Raw genomic sequence first — 21,528 nt, 5'->3', positions numbered from 1 at the left:
CTTATAGCCGACGCGGCGCGCCGTTATAGGGGGCGATCCTGACAATCGCGCGTCAGCATGCCAGAAGAATGTGACCGCCCCGTGCGCCGCCGGGCCGGTTCGCCTCTCGATCCGCCTTTCCAGCCTCAGGACCCTTCCCGCGCCGATGGATACCGCCTCCCTCGCCCTCGCCGATGAGCCGCGCCTGCCCGGGGAGACCGTGCAGCAATGGGTATTCCGCCGGTTGCGGCGATCCGTGATGAGCGGGCGCTTCCCGCCCGGCCAGGCGGTGACGATACGCGGCCTCGCCGAGGCGCTGGGGGTCTCGGCCATGCCGGTGCGCGAGGCATTGCGGCGCCTCGTCGCCGAGCGGGCGCTGGTGCTCTTGGACAATCGCCGCGTCCGGGTACCGGAGATGACGGCGGAGCGTTTCGACGAATTGTTCGCCGCCCGCACGCTGTTGGAGAGCGAGGCGGCCGCCCGTGCCCTGCCCGGCGCCGACGCGGCGTTCTGCGAGCGGCTCGCCGCGCTCGACAGCGTGTCGGACGCAGCGTGGCGGCAGGGCGACATCGAGGCGATGATCGAGAGCAATCTTGCCTTCCACACCGCGCTCTACAGCACCCGCCCGGATTCGGTGCTGATGCCGCTGATCGAATCGGTGTGGCTGCAGATCGGCCCGTTCATGCGCCTCGCGCTGACCGATCTCGAGGAGCATTACCGGGTCGATCGTCACCGCGAGGCGCTGGCGGCGCTGGCCGCCGGCGACGAAGAGGCGCTGCGCCGGGCGATCGAGGCCGATATCCGCGACGGCATCGGCCATCTGCGCGCCCAGCTCGGCTGACGCGACAGCGCCGGTTGGTGGCGGGGCTACTCCGCCGCCTTCAGCGTCCGGCCGCCGCGCCGCTCGGCCCGCTGGCGCGCGGCGGCGCCGAAGGCGGTGAACACCGCGCTCGACAGCTTGTCGTCCCAGAAGCGCCATTCCGGGTGCCACTGGATGGCGAGGGTGAAGCCCGGCGCATCGGTCACCCGGAACGCCTCGACGAGCCCGTCCTCGGCGTGCGCCTCCACCGTCAGCGACGGCGCCAGCTGGTTGACGCCCTGGCCGTGCAGCGAGTTCACCCGCCAGTGCGACGCGCCGGCGAGGCTTTCCAGCAGCCCGCCCGGCTCCAGCACCACGTCGTGCACCGGGGCGTATTGGCCGGCGATGTCGAGGCTGGAATCCTCGCGATGGTCGAAATGGCCGGGCTGCTCATAGACCTTCTGGAACAGCGAGCCGCCCAGCGCGACGTTCATCTCCTGGAAGCCGCGGCACACGCCGAACAGCGGCACGCCGCGCTCGATGGCGCCGCGGATCAGCGGGATCGACAGGTCGTCGCGGTGCGGGTCGGAGGGCAGCGGCGGGTTGTAGGGCGCGTCGCCATAGAGATGCGGCGCGACATTGGAGGGGCTGCCCGGCAGGAAGATGCCGTCGACGAGGTCGAAGATCTCGTCCAGCACCAGCCGTTCCGGCTTCATGGATGCATCGACCGCCGAGACGGTGCCCGGCAGCAGCACTGGCAGCGCCTGCGCGCCGTTCGCCACGGCGTAGATGTATTTCTCGGTCACGCCATGCACGACGTGCCCGCCGGAAGCCTTCACGTCGCAGATGACGCCGATGACAGGACGCATTGTGATCACTTTCGCGGTTGGTAGCCCAGATGTGGGATCGCCGCCCCCATCCTGTCAACGGCTCTTTCGATCAAGGCGCCGCTGCCGGCTGCTGCCTCAGGGTGTCCAGCCGGGCAAGGCGGCGGCCTGGCGGATCCAGTCCGCCAGCTGTGCCTCGTCGCGCGGACCATCCTCGCAGATGTCGATCCAGCGCACCTGTCCGCCGCGCGGCGTGCCGCCCGGCGGCACCGGCGTGAGCGACAGGCCGTCGAAGAAGCTGACCTTCACGTAGCGGGTGAAGACGTGGAACGACAGGAACCAGCCCTGTCCCTCGACGCCGTAGAAGGGCGAGTTCCACCGCACCGCCTTGCGCACGCCGGGCACTGCCTCGACGATTAGCGCGTCGAGCCGCCGGCCGAGAGCCTGCGTCCAGCCCGGCATGGCGGCGATATAGGCCTGAACCGGCGCGTCGCCGTCGCCCTTGGGTATCTGTGGGTTGCCGCCGGACAGGAGGGGGGCCGTGGCCGCGCCCGGCCGCACCGGCGTCGCGCTTCGGCTCGCGGGCTTGCGATCCGGCATGTCGGCCTCCCTGGTCTTCCGTAAGGTCCGATCGACAGGCTAGGCAATTTTGCGAATGGAGCCTAGAAGCGGCGGACTTCTGAAGGATCCTTCCATGTCCATGCTGACGCCCCCCGATCTCTTCGCCCGCCTCGCCGAGCTCGGCATCGAGACGAGCACCGTCGAGCACCCGCCGGTGTTCACCGTGGCGGAATCGCAGGAGGTCATCGAGGCGCTGCCCGGCGGGCACACCAAGAACCTGTTCCTCAAGGACAAGAAGGGCAACCTGTTCCTCGTCGTGGTCGGGCAGGACGTGCCGGTCGATCTCAAGAGCCTGCATGGCCCGCTCGGCGCCGCCAGCCGGCTGTCCTTCGGCAGCGCCGAGCTCTTGGAGGAGGTGCTGGGGGTGAAGCCGGGCTCGGTGACCGCCTTCGCGCCGGCGAACGATGTGGCCGGCCGGGTCCGCGTCATCATCGACGCGGAGCTGATGGAGCACGCGCTGATCAACTGCCATCCGCTGGTCAACACCGCGACCACCGCCATCGCCCGCGACGATCTGATCCACTTCCTGCGCGCCACCGGCCATGAGCCGCTGATCCTTGCCGTGCCGCGCCGCGTGGACGTGCCCGCCGAGGCCGAAGCGGCTTCGGGAGCTGCCTGAGCGGTTGCAATCGTCGCCCGACCGACCATTTTAGTCACCGACCGAGTATCGATTGCTTCCGAGGACGTCACATGCTGCTCAACCAGTCCACCGCACCGGCCGCCAACGGCGCTGAGGCCGGTGACGATGTCATCATCGACACCACCACCCGCGGCTTCATGAAGGACGTGGTGGAGGAATCGCAGCGCCGGCCGGTGCTGGTCGACTTCTGGGCGCCCTGGTGCGGCCCCTGCAAGCAGCTCACCCCGGTGATCGAGAAGGTGGTGCGTGCCGCCAAGGGCAAGGTGCGTCTCGCCAAGATGAACACCGACGAGCATCCCTCCGTCGCTCAGCAGCTCGGCATCCAGTCGCTGCCCACCGTCTACGCCTTCGTCAACGGCCAGCCGGTCGACGGCTTCATGGGCGCGCAGCCGGAATCGCAGGTGCAGGCGCTGGTCGACCGCCTGGTCGGCAATGCCGGCGGCGGTCCCGACCTCGCGGAGATCCTCGCCAGCGCCGATGCCGCCCTGGCCGAGGGCGACGCCGCCGGCGCCACCGAGCTCTACGCCCATGTGCTGGCGGAGGAGCCCGACAATGTGAAGGCACTGGCCGGCATCGCCCGCGCCCATCTCGCCACCGGCGACCTCGAACAGGCCAAGGCGACCCTTGCCCTGGTGCCCGAGGCGGGTGCCGCCGACCCGGCGGTGGCCGCGGTGCGCGCCGCCATCGAGCTGGAGGAGGCCGCGGCCGCCCTCGGCGACGTGCGGGAGCTGGAGGCGAAGGTCGCCGCCAATGCCGCCGACCACCAGGCCCGCTTCGACCTTGCTCTGGCGCTCAACGCCCGCGGCAAGCGCGAGGAGGCGATCGACCAGTTGCTGGTCATCGTGCGCAAGGACCGCACGTGGGCCGAGGACGGCGCCCGCAAGCAGCTGGTGCAGTTCTTCGAGGCGTGGGGGCCGACCGACGAGATGACGGTGCTCGGCCGCCGCCGCCTCTCCTCCGTCCTGTTTTCCTGACGGCCGGCCCGCCGAGGGCCGCCCCCGTCTTTTCGCATGACTGACGGCCGGCCGCCCGGCCGGCGCTTTTGGAGGGCCGATGGCGATCAATCGCCCCTATGGCGGGCCGGCGGAGCTTCCTTCCGTCGTGCCGGTGTTCCCGCTGGACGGCGCGCTGCTGCTGCCGCGCTGCCAGCTGCCGCTCAACATCTTCGAGCCGCGCTACCTCGCCATGATCGACGACGCGCTGAAGGGCGAGCGGGTGATCGGCATCATCCAGCCGGTGCCGGCGCTGGTCACCACCGCCAATCCGGCGCTGCAAGCGGTGGGCTGCCTCGGCCGCATCACCGAATTCGCCGAGAGCGGCGACGGGCGCTATCTCATCACCCTCACCGGCATCGCCCGTTTCCACCTCGCCGAGGAGGTCGCGGCGACTACGCCCTACCGGCAGGCGGGTCTGGATTTTTCCCGCTTCGAGGACGATTTCACGGCGAATGTCGGTGCCGAGGCGGTGGATCGCAGCCGTCTCTTGAAGACGCTCGCCGCCTATCTCGATGCCAACCGGCTGGAAGCCGATTGGGAAAGCATCAAGGACGCGCCGAACGAGGCGCTGGTCAACGCGCTCGCCATGATGTCGCCCTTCGGCGCGCGTGAGAAGCAGGCGCTGCTCGAAGCCGCCACCCTGTCCGATCGGGCGGAGATGCTGATCGCGGTGACCGAGATGGCGCTGGCGCGTGGCGGCGACGGCGACACCGAGGCGCCGTTGCAATAGCGGTCTATGGCATCGAAATGAAAAGGGCCGGATCGTCGATCCGGCCCTTTTCATTCCATGGGAGCGTGGCGCCCGCCGGTCATTCCGCCGCCATCGGCGGGTGCGGCATGGTGTGCAGCGTCGCGGCCGGCGCGGCGGGAGAGACCGGTTCTTCCGGTTCGTCGCGCGGGCCGACGAAGCGGCCGAACAGCCGGGCCAGCCAGCGTCCGAAATCGTCCATCAGGGTGAACACCGCCGGCACGAACACCAGCGACAGCAGCGTCGAGGCCAGAAGGCCACCGATCACCGCGATCGCCATCGGCGCGCGGAAGTCCGAGCCCTCGCCGAGGCCCATGGCCGAGGGCACCATGCCCGCCGCCATGGCGATGGTGGTCATGACGATCGGCTGCGCGCGCTTGCGCCCAGCCTCGATCAGCGCCGTGGTGCGGTCGTGCCCCGCCTTCACCGAGTCGATGGCGAAATCGACCAGCAGGATGGCGTTCTTGGTCACGATGCCCATCAGCATCAGGAAGCCGATCACCACCGGCAGCGTCATGGCGTTGTTGGTGATCAGCAGCGCCACGAAGGCGCCGCCCACCGACAGCGGCAGCGCGACGAGAATGGTGATGGGCTGCAGGAGGTTGGCGAACAGCAGCACCAGCACCGCCAGCACCATCATCACGCCGGCGCCCATGGCGGTAGCGAAGCCGCCGAACACCTCGGCCATGATCTCGGCGTCGCCGGCCTCCTTCAGCGTCACCCCCACCGGCAGGTTCTTCGCCGCCGGCAGCGCATAGACCTCGGCCAGCGCCTCGCCGAGTTCGGTGCCGGTGGAGAGGTCGGCCTCGATGGCGATGCGCCGGGCGCGGTCATAGCGGTCGAGACTGGTCGGGCCGGTGGCGAAGGAGATGTCGGCCACCGAATCGAGCGGCACCGCGGCACCGGCGGCGGTGCGCACCTTCAGGGTGCGGAAGGTGGCGAGGTCGGTGCGGGCGTTCTGGTCGAGCTGCACCCGGATCGGCACCTGCCGGTCGCCGGCGGAGAATTTGGCGAGGTTCTGCGAGATGTCGCCGATGGTGGCGATGCGCACGGTCTGGGCGATGTCGGCGACGGAGACGCCGAGTTGCGCGGCTTCCGACAGCCGCGGCATCACCCGGAGTTCCGGCCGTTCCAGCGCCGCCGAGGTCACCACATTGGTGAGGCCCTTCACGTCGGCGCGGATCTCGCGCTCCAGCTTGAGCGCCGCCTGCTCCACCGCCACCCCGTCCGAACCGGAGAGGATGACGGTGAATTCGCGCCCGCCGGGGCCGGCGCCGCCGGAGGCGCCGAAATTGAAGCGCAAATCGGGGATGGCGGCGATTTCCCGCTGCATCCGCGCCTCGAACTGCTTCTGGGTATCCTGGCGCTCGGCGCGCGGCTTGAGGTTGACGATCATCGTCGCCTTGCGGACCTCGCCGGCGGCGCTGATCGGTCCCGCGGTCGCGCCGCCGCCGGCGGTGGCGAACACGCTCGCCACTTCCGGCTGGTTCTCCAGCAGCACGGTGACCTCGTTCACCACCCGGCGCGTGGAATCCAGCGTCGAGCCCGGCGGCAGCTCCAGCGCCAGCACCGAGCGGGAGACGTCGGCATTGGGAATGAAGCCGGACGGCAGCAGGGTCGACAGCCACATCGAGCCGATGAACAGGAGGATGCCGGCCGCCACGGTGACGAAGCGGTGGCGCACGCTGGCGCGCAGCAGCCGGACATAGCCGCGCATCAGCGCGCTGTCGGGCTTCTCGCGATGGCCGTGCTCGCGCAGGAAATAGGCGGCCAGCATCGGGGTGAGCAGGCGGGCCACCAGCAGCGAGAACAGCACCGCCACGGCGACGGTGATGCCGAACTGGCGGAAATACTGCCCGGCGATGCCGCCCATGAAGCTCACCGGGGCGAATACCGCGACGATGGTCAGCGTGGTCGCCACCACGGCGAGGCCGATCTCGTCGGCGGCGTCGATGGCGGCGCGATAGGCGGATTTGCCCATGCGCATGTGGCGCACGATGTTCTCGATCTCGACGATGGCGTCGTCGACCAGGATGCCGGTCACCAGCGTCACCGCCAGCAGGCTCACGCCATTGAGCGAGAAGCCGAGCATGTCCATCACCCAGAAGGTGGGCAGGATGGAGAGCGGAATGGCGGTGGCCGAGATGATGGTCGCCCGCCAGTCGCGCAGGAACAGCAGCACGACGATGATGGCGAGCACCGCGCCCTCGATCAGCGTGTGCATCGCCGAGGTGTAGTCGGCCTCGGTATAGCGCACCATCGAGTCGATCAGGGTGATCCGCGCCTCGGGATGCGCCGCCTCCAGCTGGCGCAGCGCCTCCTCCACCCGGTTGGCGACGTCGACATCCGAATAGCCCTTGGCGCGGTAGATGCCGAAGGCGACCACCGGCTTGCCGTCGAGCTGGGCGAAGATGCGCGGCTCGGCGGCGCCGTCGGTGACGGTGGCGAGGTCGGCGAGCCGTACCTGGCGCGAGGAGGAGGTGGCGGTCGCCGGCAGCGAAATGCGGGTCTCGGCGAGATCGGCGACGGTCAGCGCGCCGCCCAGCGTGCGCACCGATTGTTCCTGGGTGCCGATCTCGCCGCGTCCGCCGGCGAGGTCGACATTGGTGGCGACCAGCTGGCGGTTGACGTCGGCGGCGGTCACGCCGAGCGCGGCCAGCTTGTCCGGGTTGAGCGAGATGCGGATCTCACGGTCGACGCCGCCCTCGCGCTTCACCTGCGCGACGCCGCGCACGCCCTGCAGCGCCCGGATCACCGTGTCGTCGACGAACCAGGACAGCTCGTCCGGCGTCATCTGCGGTGCCGAGGCGGCATAGGTGACGATGGCCATGCCCTCGACATCGACGCGCTGGATCAGCGGCTCCTCGATGTCCTGCGGCAGCTCGGAGCGGATGCCGGTGACCGCGTCGCGCACGTCGTTCACCGCGCGGTCGACCTGGGTCTCCAGCTGGAATTCCACCGTGGTCACCGAGGCGCCCTCGGTGATGGAGGAGGTGATGTGCTTTACCCCCTGGGTGCCGGCGATGGCGGTCTCGACGCGCTTGGTCACCTGGGTTTCCAGCTCGCTGGGCGCGGCGCCGGGCTGGGTGACGGTGACGGTGACGATCGGCACGTCGATGTTCGGCATGCGCGTCACCGGCAGCCGGTCGAAAGTGTAGAGGCCGAGCGCGGTCAGCACCACGAACAGCACGATGGAGGGGATCGGCGAGCGGATCGACCAGGCGGAGATATTGAGCGCCATCACACACCGTCCTTCGCGGCGCCGGGCTTGTCCTGGAGCGGCACCGGGCTCACCCGGTCGCCGTCGCGCAGGAAGCCGCCGGCGCGGGCGACTACGTTCTCGCCGTCCGTCATGCCCTCGGCGATCTCGACGAAGCCGTCACCCATCAGTCCGGTCTTCACCTGGCGCCGGTGCACGGTGTCGCCCTCGACCACCAGCACGAAGGCGCCGTCCTTGTCGAACTGCACCGCCGAGAGCGGCAGAGCGAGGCCGGTATGGCGGGCGAGCTCGATGTCGCCGCGCGCATAGGCGCCGGGGCGCAGCCGCGGGTCGTCGGCCAGCGCCACGGCGACGCGGGCGAGCCGGGTGGCCGGGTCGACCTTGGCGCCGACCAGGCGCACCGTGGCGTCCAGCGGGGCGGTGAAGCCGGCCGGCGTCACCGCCACCGGCATGCCCGGCTTCATGCGCGGCAGCGCCGATTCCGGCACCTCGGCATTGAGGTCGATGGCGCCGTCCTTGACGATGCGGAACAGCGGCTCGCTATTGGCCGACAGCACGATGGCGCCGAGCCGCGCCGCCCGCGACGAGACGATGCCGGCCTCCGGCGCCTTGATCTCGGTGCGGCCGAGCCGCACCTCCAATTCGTCGCGATTGGCCTTGATCTGCGCGGCGTCCGCCTCGGCGGCGGCCACCATCTGCCGCGCGGCGGCCACCTGGGCGGTGGCCACCCGCACCGCGCGCTCGCGCTGGTCGAGCACTTCCTGCGAGGTGGCACCGGTCTTGATCAGGGTGCGGGCGCGTTCCACCGCGGCTTCCGCCTCGATGCGCTGGGCATCGGCCTGCTCCAGCGCGGCCTTCTGCTGGGCGATGGCGGCCTGCGCCTTCGCCGCATTGGCGGTGTTCTGCGCCAGCAGCGCCACCAGCGTGTCGCGCGATAGCCGGGCGAGCACGGCGCCCTTGGCGACGCGGTCGCCCTCCTCCACCAGGATCTCGGTGATGCGGTAGCCGTCGATCTCCGGCCCGACCATGATCTCCTCGCGGGCGGCGAGCGTGCCGGTCACCGGCAGGCGCTCCACGACCTCGCGCGGAGCGGCCGGCACCACGCTTACCGTGACACCGCGGGCGGCCTTGGGTTCGGGGGCGGTTGTGGCCTGCGCCGGCTCGGTCACGCCGAGCCGGAGGCCGAAGGGCACGCGATCGCGCAGCGCATAGCCGCCGACCCCGACCACGAGGACGGTCATGGCGAGGGCGAGGGTCACCCGGCCGCGCAGGGTGGAGGGAGCGAACTTCATGTCGGGTCGACCATGGCGGGTTTGACGGGGGCGAGCATGCGGGCGATGAGATCGCCGAAGCTGGGCATCATGGCGGCGAGCGGCAGCTCCGGCTGCAGCCGTCGGCGCAGCAGCAGCCCGTCGCCGATAGCATCGATCAGCGTCATGGCGATGTCGGGATCGATGGCGGCGTCGATCTCGCCGCGCCGCTGTCCGGCGAGGAAGGCCTCGCGGATGGCGTTGCCCATTTCCTCGTCGGCCTCGTCGAACGTGGCCTTGAGCTTGGGGTTGCGCGCGGCCTCGGCGGCGATTTCCGGGCCGAGATCGGCGCACACCATCGGCATCTCGCCGGAGAACAGCGCCTGGCCCATGGCGGTGAGGCCGGCGGCGAAGCTCGGCGCGGCATGCATCATGTCGAGCATCTGCATGCGGGCGCTGCGCTCTTCCTCGACGATGGCGAGGATGATGGCGTCCTTGGACGGGAAATAGCGATAGAGCCCGCCGGGGCTCATACCCGCCTCGGCGCAGATTTCCTGCATCGAGGTGGCGTGGAAGCCGGCGCGGGTGAAGCAGGCGGCGGCGGCGTCGAGCACCCGCCGGCGCGGATCGGCCTTGCGGCGGCGGGCCGGCGTCGCGACGCCCGCCTCGGCGCCGGCCGGCGGCGCGGGAGCGGGGTCGGCATTGCGGGCGGTCTCGGACACGGCGGCCATGCGGTAATCCAGTTGGGGAGGAAGCCTGCGAAAGGATCCATCCGAAATGCGAACGAACGTTCGCTCTCATTATCGCGGCGTGGGCGAACAATCAAGAACGAACGTTCGTTCGCAAAAATAACCTTGCGTCAAACGGTGGCGGAAATTCGGCGACCGCTCCGCGATTCCGGCCGGCGGAGCGTCGCGGATCCGGCGCTGTCCGCAGGGCGACCGGCCCGCTAGGGCTGCTTCGCCAGCACGGGGGCGAAGGCGGCGACCACCTTGTCGTAGACGGCGCGCTTGAAGGGAATGATCAGTTCCGGCGTGTTGGCGAGTTTCTCCCAGCGCCACTCGGCGAATTCCGGTTTGTGCTTGCCGCCGCCGGGGCGCCGCACGTCGATCTCGCTGTCCTTGCCGGTGAAGCGCAGCGCGATCCATTTCTGCATCTGGCCGCGATAGCGTCCTTTCCAGGCCTCGCGGGCGATCGGCTCGGGAAGGTCGTAAGGCAGCCAGTCCGGCACCTCGGCCAGCGGCTCCACCGAGCGGACATTGGTCTCCTCGTAGAGCTCGCGCAGCGCCGCATCTTCTGGGCTCTCGCCCTCGTCGATGCCGCCCTGCGGCATCTGCCAGGAATGGGTGGCGTCGACATGCTCGGCGCCGCCGACCCGGCGGCCGACAAAGACCAGCCCGTCGCGGTTGACGAGCACGACGCCGACGCAGGGGCGATAGGGAAGCTGTTCGAACGGGGTCATCGCAAAGGCCGGAATAGGCGCGGGCACCTCGCCGCCCATCCATCATAGGCGGAGGCGGTGACCGAACGTAGGTCCGGATGGAATTATGCTTACCGGGCAGGAAGCTCCCGCTCCTGCTTCCCCGGGGCGCGGCGCCCGGCAGGCCGCGCGAAAAGCCACGGGAGAAGCCGCGCCGGCCCGGCATTGACAGCGGCCGGCCGTCTGCGTCCCCTGACAGGCGGCACAGGCGGCACAGGCGGCACAGGCGGCACAGGCGGCACAGGCGGCACAGGCGGGGGCGGGAGGAATGACGGGTTTCGAGGTCGGCTTCACCGAGGGCGTCTTCGCCGATCCGTCCCGGCCGAACTGGTCCGGCGACGGCCCGCGCCCGCTGCGCTGGTCGGCCTGGTATCCGAGCGACGAGCCGGCGGCGGCCGACAGGACGGCGTCAACGACCTTCCGGCCGCTGCCGCTGCGCCGCGACGCCCGCCCGAGTGGACGTGCCGGCCAGCTGCCGCTGGTGCTGCTCTCGCACGGCACCGGCGGCACGATCGCCGGGCTCGGCTGGCTGGCGCACCGGCTGGCGGCACACGGCTTTCTCGTCGCCGGGGTCGATCATCACGGCAACACCGCGCGCGAGCCCTATCGGGCGGAAGGTTTCCTGTGCTGGTGGGAACGCGCCGGCGACCTCACGCGGCTCACCGACCATCTCCTCGCTGATCCACGCTTCGCCGGCGGCATCGACACCGATCGCCTGCATGCCGCCGGCTTCTCGCTCGGCGGTCACACGGCGCTGGCGCTGCTCGGCGCGATCAACGAGGTGCCGCGCTTCCTGGAGTGGGCGGCTGGCCAGCCCTTCGGGCGCGGCCCGCGCGAATTTCCCGATCTCGCCGGCCGCATCGCGCCGCTGCTGGCGGAGAGCCCGGTCTTTCGTGTCGCGTGGGAGCGGCAGGCGCTGTCCTGCCGCGATCCGCGCCTGCGCTCGGCGCTGCTGATGGCGCCGGCGCCGACGGTGCGCGCCTTCACGCCGGAAAGCCTCGCCGCCATCCGCGCCCCGGTGGGGCTCACCGTCGGCGGCGCCGATCGCGAGGCGCCGGGCGAGGCGGGGGCGATATGGCTGCGGGACCGGCTTTCGGCGAGCCGGCTGCTGCCGCTCGCTGCGGAGGTCGGACACTATGCATTGCTGGGCGAATGCACGCCGGCCGCCTGTCGCGCCGCGCCGGAGATCTGCGTCGACGCGCCCGGCGTGGATCGCGCGGCGGTCCATGCCGAAGTCGCGGCGCTGGCGCTGGACCTGTTCGGGGCTGCCGTCGGCTGAGGAGACCCGGCCGCAGCGCGCAGGGATTTTCGACCCGACCCCCGATGGGGGCCCCAACGGCTCTCGGGTGTCCAAGACCTTGGCGCCCCCAAGACCTTGGCGCCCCCAAGACCTTGGCGCCCCCAAGACCTTGGCGCACCCAAGACCTTGGCGCACCCAAGACCTTGGCGTGCGAGGTCTTTAGCGTGCCGCGGTCTTTAGCGGGCTATCGTCGCGTCCCGGCCCGGCGGCAATACTTCCACCACTTCGCGCAGGCCCGTCGCGGCATCCATCAGGGTGAAGGCGCCGGGGGTAGGGCCATCGTCGGTCGGCGAGCCCTGGCGAAGTATCGGCGCGTCGGCGGCCATCGGGGCGTTTCCGGGCTCGAAGCTGTCGCCGAACAGCGGCTCGTTGGAGCGCACCGCCACCGGTGTCTCGCCCCGCAGCATCAGCCAGGCGGCGGCGACGGCGATGATGGCCAGCCCCGCCAGTCCGAAGATCGCCACCGCCACGCGATTGAGGTCGCTGTCGCGGCCGACATCGCGGCCGAGCGGTTCCTCGGCCTCGGCCAGAATCTTCGGGGGGAAGGCCGGCGAGGCCACCGGCGGCTGGCGAAGCAATGTCATGCGACGCTTGTCGAACCGGACCAAGGCAGCATCGGGGCAAGTCGGGGCTGCCGAAGCGGAAAATACGTCGAATATGGCGATGTTTCCCGGTTGTTGCGCAGATGTCGCGCCGATGGCGGGGGAAGCCCGGCGCCCGGCGCTCCGTGGTCGGCGGCGGGGCGGGTATCCGGGAGAACGTGGCGGCGGCCAGCGCGGGCATCCTCGGCCGGCATCGCTGCCCGGCGACGCATTGCCGGCCGCGTCCCCGAACCCCTGCGGCCGGTCCGTGCCGGCACGTCGGCAAAAGAAGAACCCCGCCTCGCGGCGGGGTTCGGGTCGTCTCGGGACAGGCCGTTGGATCCGGCCGGGCCGGATCAGTTCGGCACGGCAGCCTTGGGATCGGCCGGGTAGGCGGCGTTCTTCTGCACGCCCTTTATCAGGTCGATCGCCAGCTTCAGCTGGGTGTCGTCCTTCGGATCCGGCGGCACATAGGCCGGCGAGCCGGTCTTCTCGTCCTCGCCGTTCTTCAGGTGGCCCTTCAGCGAGGCCTCGCCGCGGGTGGTCTCCACCCCGGCCGCCTCGGCCTTCTCCTTCACTTCCTGCGGCACGTCCTGCACCAGCTCGATGTCCGGCGAGATGCCCTTGGCCTGGATCGAGCGACCCGACGGCGTGTAGTAGCGCGCCGTGGTCAGCTTGATCGCCGCGTTGCCGGAGACCGGGATCACCGTCTGCACCGAGCCCTTGCCGAAGGACAACGAGCCGAGGATGGTGGCGCGCTTGTGGTCCTGCAGCGCGCCGGCGACGATTTCCGAGGCCGAGGCCGAGCCGCCGTTCACCAGGACGATCACCGGCTTGCCCTTGGCGAGGTCGCCCGGCCGCGCGTTGCGGCGCTCGATCTCGTCGGGGTTGCGGCCGCGGGTGGAGACGATCTCGCCGCGGTCGAGGAAGGTGTCGGACACCTCGATCGCCTGGTCGAGCAGGCCGCCCGGATTGTTGCGCAGGTCGATGACGTAGCCCTTGAGCTTGTCCTCGCCGATCTGCTTGGCGAGGTCGTCCATCGCCTTCTTCAGCCCCTCGGCGGTGTTCTCGCTGAAGGAGGTGATGCGGATATAGGCGATGTCGTCGCTCTCGACGCGGGCGCGCACCGACTTGATGTTGATGATGTCGCGCACCAGGGTCAGCTCGAGCGGCTTGTCCTGGCCCTTGCGGATCACCGTCAGCTTGATCGGGGTGGCGACGGCGCCGCGCATCTTCTCGACCGCCTGGCTGAGCGTCATGCCCTTGACGTCCTCGTCGTCCAGCTTGGCGATCAGGTCGCCAGCCTGGACGCCCGCCTTGGCGGCCGGGGTGTCGTCGATCGGGGCGACGACCTTCACCAGGCCGTCCTCCATCGTCACCTCGATGCCGAGCCCGCCGAACTGGCCGCGGGTCTGCACCTGCATGTCGCGGAAGTCCTTGGCGTCCATGTAGGTGGAGTGCGGGTCGAGCGAGGCGAGCATGCCGTTGATCGCCGCCTCGACCAGCTTGGCGTCGTCCGGCTTCTCGACATAGTCGGCGCGCACGCGCTCGAACACGTCACCGAACAGGTTGAGCTGGCGGTAGGTGTCCGAGGCCGCCGCCATCGCCGTGGCCGGCTCGAGCAGCAGGCGCGGCTGCGAAACGCCAACAGCGACGATGGCGCCGATCGCCGCGCCCATCAGAAATACAGACGTCCTACGCATCATCCGCGTGCCTTCTCGCTCTCGCTCGTCACCCACCAGGGGGTTGGGTCAATCGAAATTCCGTCCTTGCGGAATTCGACATAGAGAATGGGTTGGGCGGTTCCAAGGCCGACCGAAGAAACCAGTTGAGGGCCGTCGCCCATCACCCCGACCGGTTCTCCGGACAATACGAACTGTCCCAACTCGACCGTTATCTTATCCATCCCGGCCATTAGGATATGGTATCCGCCGCCGGCGTTGATGATCAATAGTTGTCCATAGGAGCGGAACGGCCCGGCATAGACCACCCAGCCGTCGCTCGGGGCCGCCACCTGGGCCTGGCTGCGGGTGCCGAAGGACATGCCTTTCTCGGCACCGCCATAGCCATCTTCGGCGCCGAAATTCTTCAATATGCCGCCGCTTACCGGCAGCGGCAGCAGGCCGCGCGCCTCGGCGAAGGCGACGCCCGGCGTCATGCGGCCGGGGTTCCGGAGTGCCGCCAGCCGCTCGCTCGCCGATTGATTCGGCTTGTTTGTCAGAGCCTTGGCGGCATCGGCCGCCTTGCGGGCGGCGGCGATCTCGGTCTCCATGCGCTTCAAGAGATCGCGCACATTGCTGGCTTCGGCGGCGAAGGCGGCAGCGCGCTCGCGCTCGGCGACCAGCGCCGTCTCGCCCTGGTCGAGCGAGCCCTGGCGCTCGGCGATCAGGGCGGCGGTGCGGCGACGCTGCTCTCCCAGCGTCGCTTTCAATTCTGCGAGAGCGTCGCGCTCGGCGGCCACGTCCTTGCGTACCCGCTCCTGTGCGGCGAGCTCGCTGGACAGCAATTCGGTCTCGGCTTTCAGCTCCGGCAGCACCGCGCCGAGCAGCATCGCCGAGCGCACCGATTGCAGCGCGTCGTCCGGGCGCACCAGCAGCGCCGGCGGCGGATGGTTGCCGAGTCGGGCGAGGCCGCCCAGCACCTCGGCCATCTCGTCCCGGCGCGAATCGAGCGATTCGCGGATGTCCGCCTCCTCGCGCTGGAGCGCGATCAGCCGCTGCTCGCTGGCGTCGAGCTTGTCCTCAACCTCGCGCACCCGAGTGGCGGTGTCGATCAGCGCGGCGTTGAGCTTGGCGCGGTCGCCTTTCAGCGTCTCGATCTCGCCAGCGAGTCGGGCCTGCTCGGCGGCGCTGCCCTTCATGTTGGTCTCGAGCTGCTCCATGCGCTGCTTCTGCGCCTGGGTCCGCGCGGCGGGGTCGGCGGCCGGCGCCGGGCGGGGCGGGTTCTGGCCGGCCGTCGGGCCGGAGACCTGATTTCCGGTGGCCGGGCTTCCGCCATCTTGGCTCCCGGCGATCGGGCTCCCGGAGGGCTGGCTTCCCGTGGCCTGGTTTCCCGTGGCCTGGCTTGCAGCCGGGGTGGGATCCTGGGCCGGCGCCTGGCCTGTCTCGGCCGGCGCTTCCGTGCCCGGTGCCTCCGTCGCGTCGGGCGTCGCCGGCGTGTCGAGGGTTTCCTGCGGTTCGGCGAGCCGCGGCTGCCCTTGCTCGCCTTCGCGGCCATGCACCGCTTCGGCGAGCGTTCCGGCGGCGAGGGCGAGCGCCAGCAGCCCTGCCACGGAGCGGCGGGCGCGCAGGCGCGAGGGACGGGCATTGGCGGGTTGAGGCATCGGGTGAGCAGAGCGGCAAGCTGGTTAACGCGCGCTTAACCGATGGCGGCGGCTTCCCCGTAATCCCCGATCATCCCTTGTGGTAGGGGTGGCCGGCGAGGATGGTGGTCGCCCGGTAGAGCTGTTCCGCCAGCATCACACGAACCAGCTGATGCGGAAAGGTGGCACGGCCGAAGGCGATCAGCTTCTCGGCGCGGGCCCGCACCGGCGGGCTCAGCCCGTCCGCCCCGCCGATCAGCAGCGCCAGCGCGCGGGTGCCGCGATCGCGCCGCGCCGCCATGTCGTCGGCGATTTCCTCGGAGGAGATCTGCGTGCCGCGCGGGTCGAGGGCAAACACCCCGGCGCCCTCGGGCAGGGCGGCGAGGATGGCGGTGCCTTCCTCCGCCATGCGGTCGTCCGGCCGGCGCGCCGAACTCTCGCCGATCTCGACGATGTCGGGGCCGGAAAGCCCGAGCGCACGGGCGCCCTTGGCGGTCCGGTCGATGTAGCGGGCGCAGAGTTCCCGCTCGGGCCCGGCCTTGAGCCGGCCCACCGCGACGATCAGAAGGCGCACCCGCCCAAGCCTCGTAGTGTCAGCCGTGCGGCGGCTTGGCTGTGTCCGGGCGTCCGCCCGACCACATCTTCTCAATGTTGTAGAAGGCCCGCACTTCCGGCTGGAAGAGGTGGACGATCACGTCGCTCGCATCGATCAGGACCCAGTCGCAGGCCGGCTGGCCTTCGACGCGGACGCCCTTCACGCCGAATTCCTTGAGCGCCTCGACGAGGTGATCGGCGAGCGCGCCGACGTGACGCTGCGAACGGCCAGACGCCACCACCATGTGGTCGGCGATGGTGGTCTTGCCGCGCAGGTCGATGGATGTGACGTCCTCCGCCTTGTCGTCGTCGAGACGGGCGAGAACGAGGGCCAGGATCTCGTCGGCGTCATAACGCGCTTCGGAGACCGGGGCAGCGGCCGGGCTAGTGGGGGCGGCTGCGGAAAGCGCCATGCTGGACAGGGGTCCGAATCCTCTCATAAGGCATATGAGGTGGAGGTTTTCCCCACCGTCAATGCTTGCTTAAGATATCGTGGAATGCCCCTGCTTTTCAAGCTTTGTCGGCGTTTTCGCCATATTGCACCGCACGCGGCGCAACTTCGGGTTTCCTGCGGGGTCGCAGGCAATGCAACTCTGGGTCTCCGGCACCGCCGCCGGCGGCACGGCGTCAGACCTCGTCGCGGGCCGCCCGCGAGCGCAGCGCGGTGGAGGAAAGCGACGATTTCAGCCCGTGCAGGAACATCCAGGCCGGCGCCGGCGCGTCGGCCAGGCGCGGTGCCAGCCGCTCGTCGAGCCGCCAGCGCGCCAGCGCCTGTGCCGCCGGGGCGGCGGTGGCGTTGAGGCTGAGCCCGGCGCGGTCGATCACCGCGATCGGCAGGAGGTCGGCGATGTCGCGCCAGCGCTGCCAGCGGTGGAAACTGGCAAGGTTGTCGGCCCCCATCAGCCAGACGAAGCGCACCCCCGGGCGGCGGCGGATCAGCTCGGCCACGGTGTCGCGGCTGTAGCGGGTGCCGAGCCCGGCCTCCAGCCCGGTCGGCACCAGCGCCGGATGGTCGGCGACCTGCCGCGCCAGCGCCAGCCGCTCGGCGAGCGGCGGCAGGTGGCCATTGTCCTTCAGCGGGTTGCCGGGCGTCACCAGCCACCACACCCGGTCGAGCCGCAGCTTCTTCAACGCCAGCAGGCTGGCGGCGCGGTGCGCGGCGTGCGGCGGGTTGAACGAGCCGCCATAGAGGCCGATCCGCATGCCCGGCACCGAGGGCGGGATGCGCGTGTCGGCGGCATTCGCTTTACCTCTCCCCGAGGTAGAGAAGTCGGCGCGGGACGCGTCGGGTGAGGGGGATGGCTCGCCGGTCATCCTGCATCGGGCCCCCGCCCCTCTCTCCGCCGGGACGAGGGAGCCGTCCGGCCATCCCGGCTCACGGCCGGATCTGGCCGGTGCCGCGCACCCGGTATTTGAACGAGGTTAGCTGCTCGGCGCCCACAGGCCCGCGCGCGTGCATCCGCCCGGTGGCGATGCCGATCTCGCCGCCGAAGCCGAACTCGCCGCCATCGGCGAACTGGGTCGAGGCATTGTGCACCACGATGGCGGAATCGACCTCGGCGAGGAAGCGCTCCGCCGCCGCCGCGTCCTCGGTGAGGATGGCGTCGGTGTGGTGCGAGCCGTGCGTCTCGATATGGTCGATGGCGGCGTCGAGGCCATCAACCACCTTGGCCGAGATCACCGCGTCGAGATATTCGGTGTCCCAGTCCGCCTCGCTGGCCGGCTTCACCCGGGCATCTGCCTTCTGAGCAGCTTCGTCGCCGCGCACTTCGCAGCCGGCGTCGATCAGCATCGAGACCAGCGGCGCCAGCATCTCGCCGGCGACGGCGCGGTCGACCAGCAGCGTCTCGGCGGCGCCGCACACGCTGGTGCGCCGCAGCTTGGCGTTCTTCACGATGGTCAGCGCCTTGTCGAGATCGGCGGCCCTGTCGACGAAGATGTGCACGATGCCTTCGAGATGCGCGAACACCGGCACCCGCGCCTCGTCCTGCACGCGGGCGACCAGGCTCTTGCCGCCGCGCGGCACGATGACGTCGATAGTGCCGTCGAGCCCGGCGAGCATCGCGCCGACTGCCGCGCGGTCGCGCGTCGGCACTAGCTGGATGGCGTCGGCGGGAAGCCCCGCCGAGACGAGGCCCTTCACCATCGCCGCGTGGATGGCGCGGCTGGACTGGAAGCTGTCGGAGCCGCCGCGCAGGATCACCGCGTTGCCGGCCTTCAGGCACAGGCTGCCGGCATCGGCGGTGACGTTGGGCCGGCTCTCATAGATGACGCCGACCACGCCGAGCGGCGTGCGCACCCGCTCGAGACGCAGCCCGTTCGGCCGCTCCCAGCTCTCGGTCACCTTGCCGACCGGGTCGGGCAGCTCGGCGATTTCGGCGACGCCGGCGGCGGTCGCTTCCAGCCGCGCCGGGGTCAGGGTCAGCCGGTCGATCATCGATTCCGACAGGCCGGCGGCGCGGGCGCGCGCCACGTCCTCCTCATTGGCGGCGAGGATGAGCGCGGCATCGGCGCGGATCGCCGCCGCCGCCGCCTTCAGCGCCGCTTCCTTCACCGGCGGCGGGGCGAGGGCGAGCTTGCGGGCGCTCGCGCGGGCGCGCGTCCCCAACTCGCGCATCAGCGCGCGGACATCGGTTTCGGCTTCGGTGACGGCGCGCAGCTGGCCGGCGGACATGGCACTCACTCGTGATCGACGGTTGGCGGAACGAAACGGGGCGCCCTTCTATCACATTCCACTGCCGCTGCGCCAAAAACCCGTGCGGCGCCTGGCGGCGGACAGGGGCCCTCGCCGGCCCCGGCTTAACCCTGTGGCGGGAATCCGCGCCGCGAGGCTTGCCATTTGCGCCCCGACGTCCGATTTCGTTACCAGCCATCCCTCGCCGCCTCGCGCCGCCATCCCGGGAGACACGAGCATTATCCTGCGTGCCTACGATATCGCCTGGGACGCGTTCTGGCGCTTCGTCGAGGACGATGGCTGGGCGATCGCCAGCCACATCGCGCTCTCCGCGCTGATGTCGCTGTTCCCGTTCCTCATCTTCGTCACCGCGCTGGCCGCCTTCTTCGATTTCCAGGATCTCGCCAAGGAGACGGTGCAACTGATGCTGGAGGCGTGGCCGGCGCAGGTCGCCGCGCCGATCGGGCGGGAGATCTCCTCGGTGCTCACCCATGTGCGCACGGACGCGCTCACCGTCGGCGTTGTGCTCGCCATCTACTTCTCCTCCAACGGCATCGAGAGCCTGCGCATCGGCCTCAACCGCGCCTATGGGGTGAAGGAGATGCGCTCCTGGTATTGGCTGCGGCTGGAATCCATCGGCTATGTGCTGGTCGGCGCCGCCGGCCTGCTCGCTCTGTCCTTCCTGGTGGTGCTCGGCCCGGTGCTGTGGCTGGGCGCGGTGAGCTTCCTGCCGGCGCTGGAGCCGTTCAGCGGGGTCATCACCTTCCTGCGCTACGCCGCCACCTCGGTGATCCTGATCGTCGCGCTGGTGGTGGCGCATATGTGGCTGCCGGCCGGGCGTCGGCGGCTGTCCGACGTGGCGCCGGGAATCCTAGTCACGCTCGGCCTGTGGCTGGGCGCCGGCGCCGCCTTCGGGCGCTACCTCGCTGCCTTCGCCGGCAATTACGTCACCACCTATGCCGGCCTCGCCTCGGTGATGATCGCGCTGGTCTTCCTCTACACCACCGCCTCGATCTTCGTGTATGGCGGCGAGCTCAACGCCGCCATCCGCCGCTCCCGCGAGGAAGCCTACTAGAGCCCTTAATCGATCGGGTGGAATCACCTGATCGATTAAGGGCTCTCGATTCAATAAGCTGGAGCATGCTCCAGCCCGGCCTCGCGTCCCCCCGGGCGGTCGCCTTGCTGGCAATAACATAACAAGTTATATAACCTGTTATGTTGATCGGGAGGTCGCGCATGGACGACATATTGCGGGCGCTTGGCCATCTGCCGCTCGGCAGCCGGCTGAAACGGCTCGGCGAGCAGCTGCAGGCCGACACCCAGTACCTGCTCGACGAGCTGGATCCCCTGCTGCTGTCCGGCCAGCATCCCTTCCTCCTCGCGCTCGACCGGCTGGGTCCGCTCACCGTCGGCGATCTCGCGCAGGCGCTCGGCGTCTCGCAGCCCGGCGTCACCCGCACGGTGGCGCGGCTCGTCGAGCGCGGGCTGGTGGAGACCGGGCCCGGCCCGGACGACCAGCGGCAGAAGATCGTCGCGCTCAGCGCCGCCGGGCGCGAGCTCGTCGAGGTGGCGAAGGCGGAGCTCTGGCCGCGCATCGACGCCGCCGTCGCCGAGCTCTGCGCCGGCCTCGACGGGCCGCTGCTCGCCCAGCTCACGGCGATCGAGGACCGGCTGGTCGCCGAGCCGCTGCATCTCCGCGCCCGCCGCCAGGAGAGTGCCCGTTGACCGCGCATCCGCTCGACCGCCCCGTCTGGGCGGCGCTGACCAGCCGGCATGCCCTGCTTGCCGAAGGCGGCCCGCTGGCGAAACGCTATCCCGCCGACATCCTGCCCTTCGCGGCGCTGCGCGACGACAGCCCGGAGGCCGGCCGGGCGCTGGCGGCGCTGGTCCGGCCGGGCGAAAGCGTCGTCTTCGCGGAGGCGGGAGAGGTGGCGCTGCCGGCCGGGTTGTCGCCGGCCTCGGTCGCCGAGGCCGTGCAGATGGTCGCCGAGCCGCTGGCGATGCCGTTGCCGGCGGCGGCCGTCGATGCCCGCATCGCGCCGCTCGGCCCGTCCGATGCCGCCGAGATGCTGGAACTGGCGACGCTCACCCGGCCCGGTCCGTTCGGCCTGAAGGCGCTGAGCCTCGGGGGCTTCTGGGGCGTCCGCCTCGATGGGCGACTGGCGGCGATGGCCGGCGAGCGGCTGCGCCAGCCCGGCTTCACCGAGCTGAGCGGCGTGTGCACGCATCCCGATTTTCGCGGCCGCGGCCTTGCGCGCAGCCTGTCGCTGTTCGTGGCCGCCGGCATCGCTGCGCGCGGCGACACCCCCTATCTGCACGCCTATGCCGGCAACGCCGCCATCCGCCTCTATGAATCGATCGGCTTCCGCCTGCGTGGGTCGATGACGATCGTGACAGCGCGGGCCGGCTGACGCGCGCGGTGGAACTTTCGCCGTCGTCCGGCCTTGACCCTCGTCAAGGCGCCGGCCGCGGCAACGGGGTCGGATGGCCATCAGGACACAGCGAGAGGAGATCCGGCA

21 protein-coding genes are annotated in these 21,528 nt (G+C 70.4%); 8 read left to right on the top strand and 13 right to left on the bottom strand.

The window, feature by feature from the left end:
• Window positions 1-145: 145 nt before the first annotated feature.
• Window positions 146-820 (top strand): GntR family transcriptional regulator, encoded by a 675-nt coding sequence (locus tag LGR54_RS01140; RefSeq protein ID WP_230360151.1) that lies wholly within the window; start codon window positions 146-148, stop codon window positions 818-820.
• A 26-nt stretch (window positions 821-846) separates the two neighbouring features.
• On the opposite strand, the gene LGR54_RS01135 is transcribed toward LGR54_RS01140, so the two are convergent.
• Together LGR54_RS01135 and LGR54_RS01130 are read right to left on the bottom strand one after the other, a co-directional pair.
• Window positions 847-1,647 carry a gamma-glutamyl-gamma-aminobutyrate hydrolase family protein gene (locus LGR54_RS01135; RefSeq protein ID WP_230360150.1) on the bottom strand — a complete coding sequence of 267 codons (801 nt, stop codon included), beginning with the start codon at window positions 1,645-1,647 and terminating at the stop codon, window positions 847-849.
• Window positions 1,648-1,743: 96 nt separating this feature from the next.
• Window positions 1,744-2,205, bottom strand: coding sequence for a DUF1801 domain-containing protein (locus tag LGR54_RS01130; RefSeq protein WP_230360149.1), 462 nt, complete (start codon window positions 2,203-2,205; stop codon window positions 1,744-1,746).
• 94 nt (window positions 2,206-2,299) lie between these two features.
• Between LGR54_RS01130 and LGR54_RS01125 the strand changes: the two genes are divergently transcribed.
• From LGR54_RS01125 to LGR54_RS01115, 3 genes are all read left to right on the top strand, one after another.
• Window positions 2,300-2,845, top strand: coding sequence for a prolyl-tRNA synthetase associated domain-containing protein (locus tag LGR54_RS01125; RefSeq protein WP_230360148.1), 546 nt, complete (start codon window positions 2,300-2,302; stop codon window positions 2,843-2,845).
• Window positions 2,846-2,916: 71 nt separating this feature from the next.
• Window positions 2,917-3,840 carry a thioredoxin gene (gene trxA, locus LGR54_RS01120; protein WP_230360147.1) on the top strand — a complete coding sequence of 308 codons (924 nt, stop codon included), beginning with the start codon at window positions 2,917-2,919 and terminating at the stop codon, window positions 3,838-3,840.
• A gap of 79 nt (window positions 3,841-3,919) precedes the next feature.
• Window positions 3,920-4,591: an LON peptidase substrate-binding domain-containing protein gene (locus LGR54_RS01115; protein ID WP_230360146.1), complete on the top strand. Its 672-nt coding sequence runs from the start codon at window positions 3,920-3,922 to the stop codon at window positions 4,589-4,591.
• 79 nt (window positions 4,592-4,670) lie between these two features.
• Here the strand turns inward: LGR54_RS01115 and LGR54_RS01110 are convergent, their stop codons facing one another.
• The 4 genes from LGR54_RS01110 to LGR54_RS01095 all read right to left on the bottom strand — a co-directional run bounded on the left by LGR54_RS01110 (window position 4,671) and on the right by LGR54_RS01095 (window position 10,541).
• Window positions 4,671-7,850 carry an efflux RND transporter permease subunit gene (locus LGR54_RS01110; RefSeq protein WP_230360145.1) on the bottom strand — a complete coding sequence of 1,060 codons (3,180 nt, stop codon included), beginning with the start codon at window positions 7,848-7,850 and terminating at the stop codon, window positions 4,671-4,673.
• Window positions 7,850-9,121: an efflux RND transporter periplasmic adaptor subunit gene (locus LGR54_RS01105; protein ID WP_230360144.1), complete on the bottom strand. Its 1,272-nt coding sequence runs from the start codon at window positions 9,119-9,121 to the stop codon at window positions 7,850-7,852. The genes LGR54_RS01110 and LGR54_RS01105 overlap by 1 nt, the downstream gene beginning before the upstream one ends.
• Entirely contained in the window at window positions 9,118-9,810 is a 693-nt protein-coding gene (locus LGR54_RS01100; protein WP_230360143.1) for a TetR/AcrR family transcriptional regulator, read from the bottom strand. The genes LGR54_RS01105 and LGR54_RS01100 overlap by 4 nt, the downstream gene beginning before the upstream one ends.
• A 218-nt stretch (window positions 9,811-10,028) precedes the next feature.
• On the bottom strand, window positions 10,029-10,541 hold the full coding sequence (locus tag LGR54_RS01095; protein ID WP_230360142.1) for an RNA pyrophosphohydrolase: 513 nt from the start codon (window positions 10,539-10,541) through the stop codon (window positions 10,029-10,031).
• Window positions 10,542-10,827: 286 nt separating this feature from the next.
• On the opposite strand from LGR54_RS01095, the gene LGR54_RS01090 reads away from it, so the two are divergent.
• The gene (locus tag LGR54_RS01090) at window positions 10,828-11,838 is read left to right on the top strand and encodes a hypothetical protein (protein ID WP_230360141.1); all 1,011 of its coding nucleotides are present in this window, start codon (window positions 10,828-10,830) and stop codon (window positions 11,836-11,838) included.
• Window positions 11,839-12,035: 197 nt separating this feature from the next.
• On the opposite strand, the gene LGR54_RS01085 is transcribed toward LGR54_RS01090, so the two are convergent.
• From LGR54_RS01085 to LGR54_RS01055, 7 genes are all read right to left on the bottom strand, one after another.
• Window positions 12,036-12,443 (bottom strand): hypothetical protein, encoded by a 408-nt coding sequence (locus LGR54_RS01085; RefSeq protein ID WP_230360140.1) that lies wholly within the window; start codon window positions 12,441-12,443, stop codon window positions 12,036-12,038.
• Window positions 12,444-12,796: 353 nt separating this feature from the next.
• Window positions 12,797-14,146 carry a S41 family peptidase gene (locus LGR54_RS01080; protein ID WP_230360139.1) on the bottom strand — a complete coding sequence of 450 codons (1,350 nt, stop codon included), beginning with the start codon at window positions 14,144-14,146 and terminating at the stop codon, window positions 12,797-12,799.
• Window positions 14,143-15,762, bottom strand: a complete 1,620-nt coding sequence (locus LGR54_RS01075; protein WP_230360138.1) for a murein hydrolase activator EnvC — start codon at window positions 15,760-15,762, stop codon at window positions 14,143-14,145. The genes LGR54_RS01080 and LGR54_RS01075 overlap by 4 nt, the downstream gene beginning before the upstream one ends.
• Before the next feature lie 70 nt (window positions 15,763-15,832).
• Window positions 15,833-16,315 (bottom strand): 23S rRNA (pseudouridine(1915)-N(3))-methyltransferase RlmH, encoded by a 483-nt coding sequence (gene rlmH, locus LGR54_RS01070; protein WP_230360137.1) that lies wholly within the window; start codon window positions 16,313-16,315, stop codon window positions 15,833-15,835.
• Window positions 16,316-16,334: 19 nt separating this feature from the next.
• Window positions 16,335-16,748 carry a ribosome silencing factor gene (gene rsfS / locus LGR54_RS01065; protein WP_230360136.1) on the bottom strand — a complete coding sequence of 138 codons (414 nt, stop codon included), beginning with the start codon at window positions 16,746-16,748 and terminating at the stop codon, window positions 16,335-16,337.
• A 214-nt stretch (window positions 16,749-16,962) separates the two neighbouring features.
• Window positions 16,963-17,538 (bottom strand): nicotinate-nucleotide adenylyltransferase, encoded by a 576-nt coding sequence (locus LGR54_RS01060; protein ID WP_230360135.1) that lies wholly within the window; start codon window positions 17,536-17,538, stop codon window positions 16,963-16,965.
• 172 nt (window positions 17,539-17,710) lie between these two features.
• Entirely contained in the window at window positions 17,711-19,009 is a 1,299-nt protein-coding gene (locus LGR54_RS01055) for a glutamate-5-semialdehyde dehydrogenase (RefSeq protein WP_230360134.1), read from the bottom strand.
• A gap of 241 nt (window positions 19,010-19,250) precedes the next feature.
• Between LGR54_RS01055 and LGR54_RS01050 the strand changes: the two genes are divergently transcribed.
• From LGR54_RS01050 to LGR54_RS01040, 3 genes are all read left to right on the top strand, one after another.
• The gene (locus LGR54_RS01050; protein WP_230360763.1) at window positions 19,251-20,084 is read left to right on the top strand and encodes a YihY/virulence factor BrkB family protein; all 834 of its coding nucleotides are present in this window, start codon (window positions 19,251-19,253) and stop codon (window positions 20,082-20,084) included.
• Between the two features lie 161 nt (window positions 20,085-20,245).
• The gene (locus tag LGR54_RS01045) at window positions 20,246-20,734 is read left to right on the top strand and encodes a MarR family winged helix-turn-helix transcriptional regulator (protein ID WP_230360133.1); all 489 of its coding nucleotides are present in this window, start codon (window positions 20,246-20,248) and stop codon (window positions 20,732-20,734) included.
• Window positions 20,731-21,420 carry a GNAT family N-acetyltransferase gene (locus LGR54_RS01040; protein WP_230360132.1) on the top strand — a complete coding sequence of 230 codons (690 nt, stop codon included), beginning with the start codon at window positions 20,731-20,733 and terminating at the stop codon, window positions 21,418-21,420. Before LGR54_RS01045 ends, LGR54_RS01040 begins: the two co-directional genes overlap by 4 nt.
• The last annotated feature ends 108 nt before the right edge of the window (window positions 21,421-21,528 follow it).

The sequence above is a fragment of the Ancylobacter sp. Lp-2 genome, from assembly GCF_020523795.1.
Taxonomy (GTDB): domain Bacteria; phylum Pseudomonadota; class Alphaproteobacteria; order Rhizobiales; family Xanthobacteraceae; genus Ancylobacter.
Note: the sequence above shows the minus strand (reverse complement) of the source record. Positions and strands in the feature narration are given on the sequence as shown.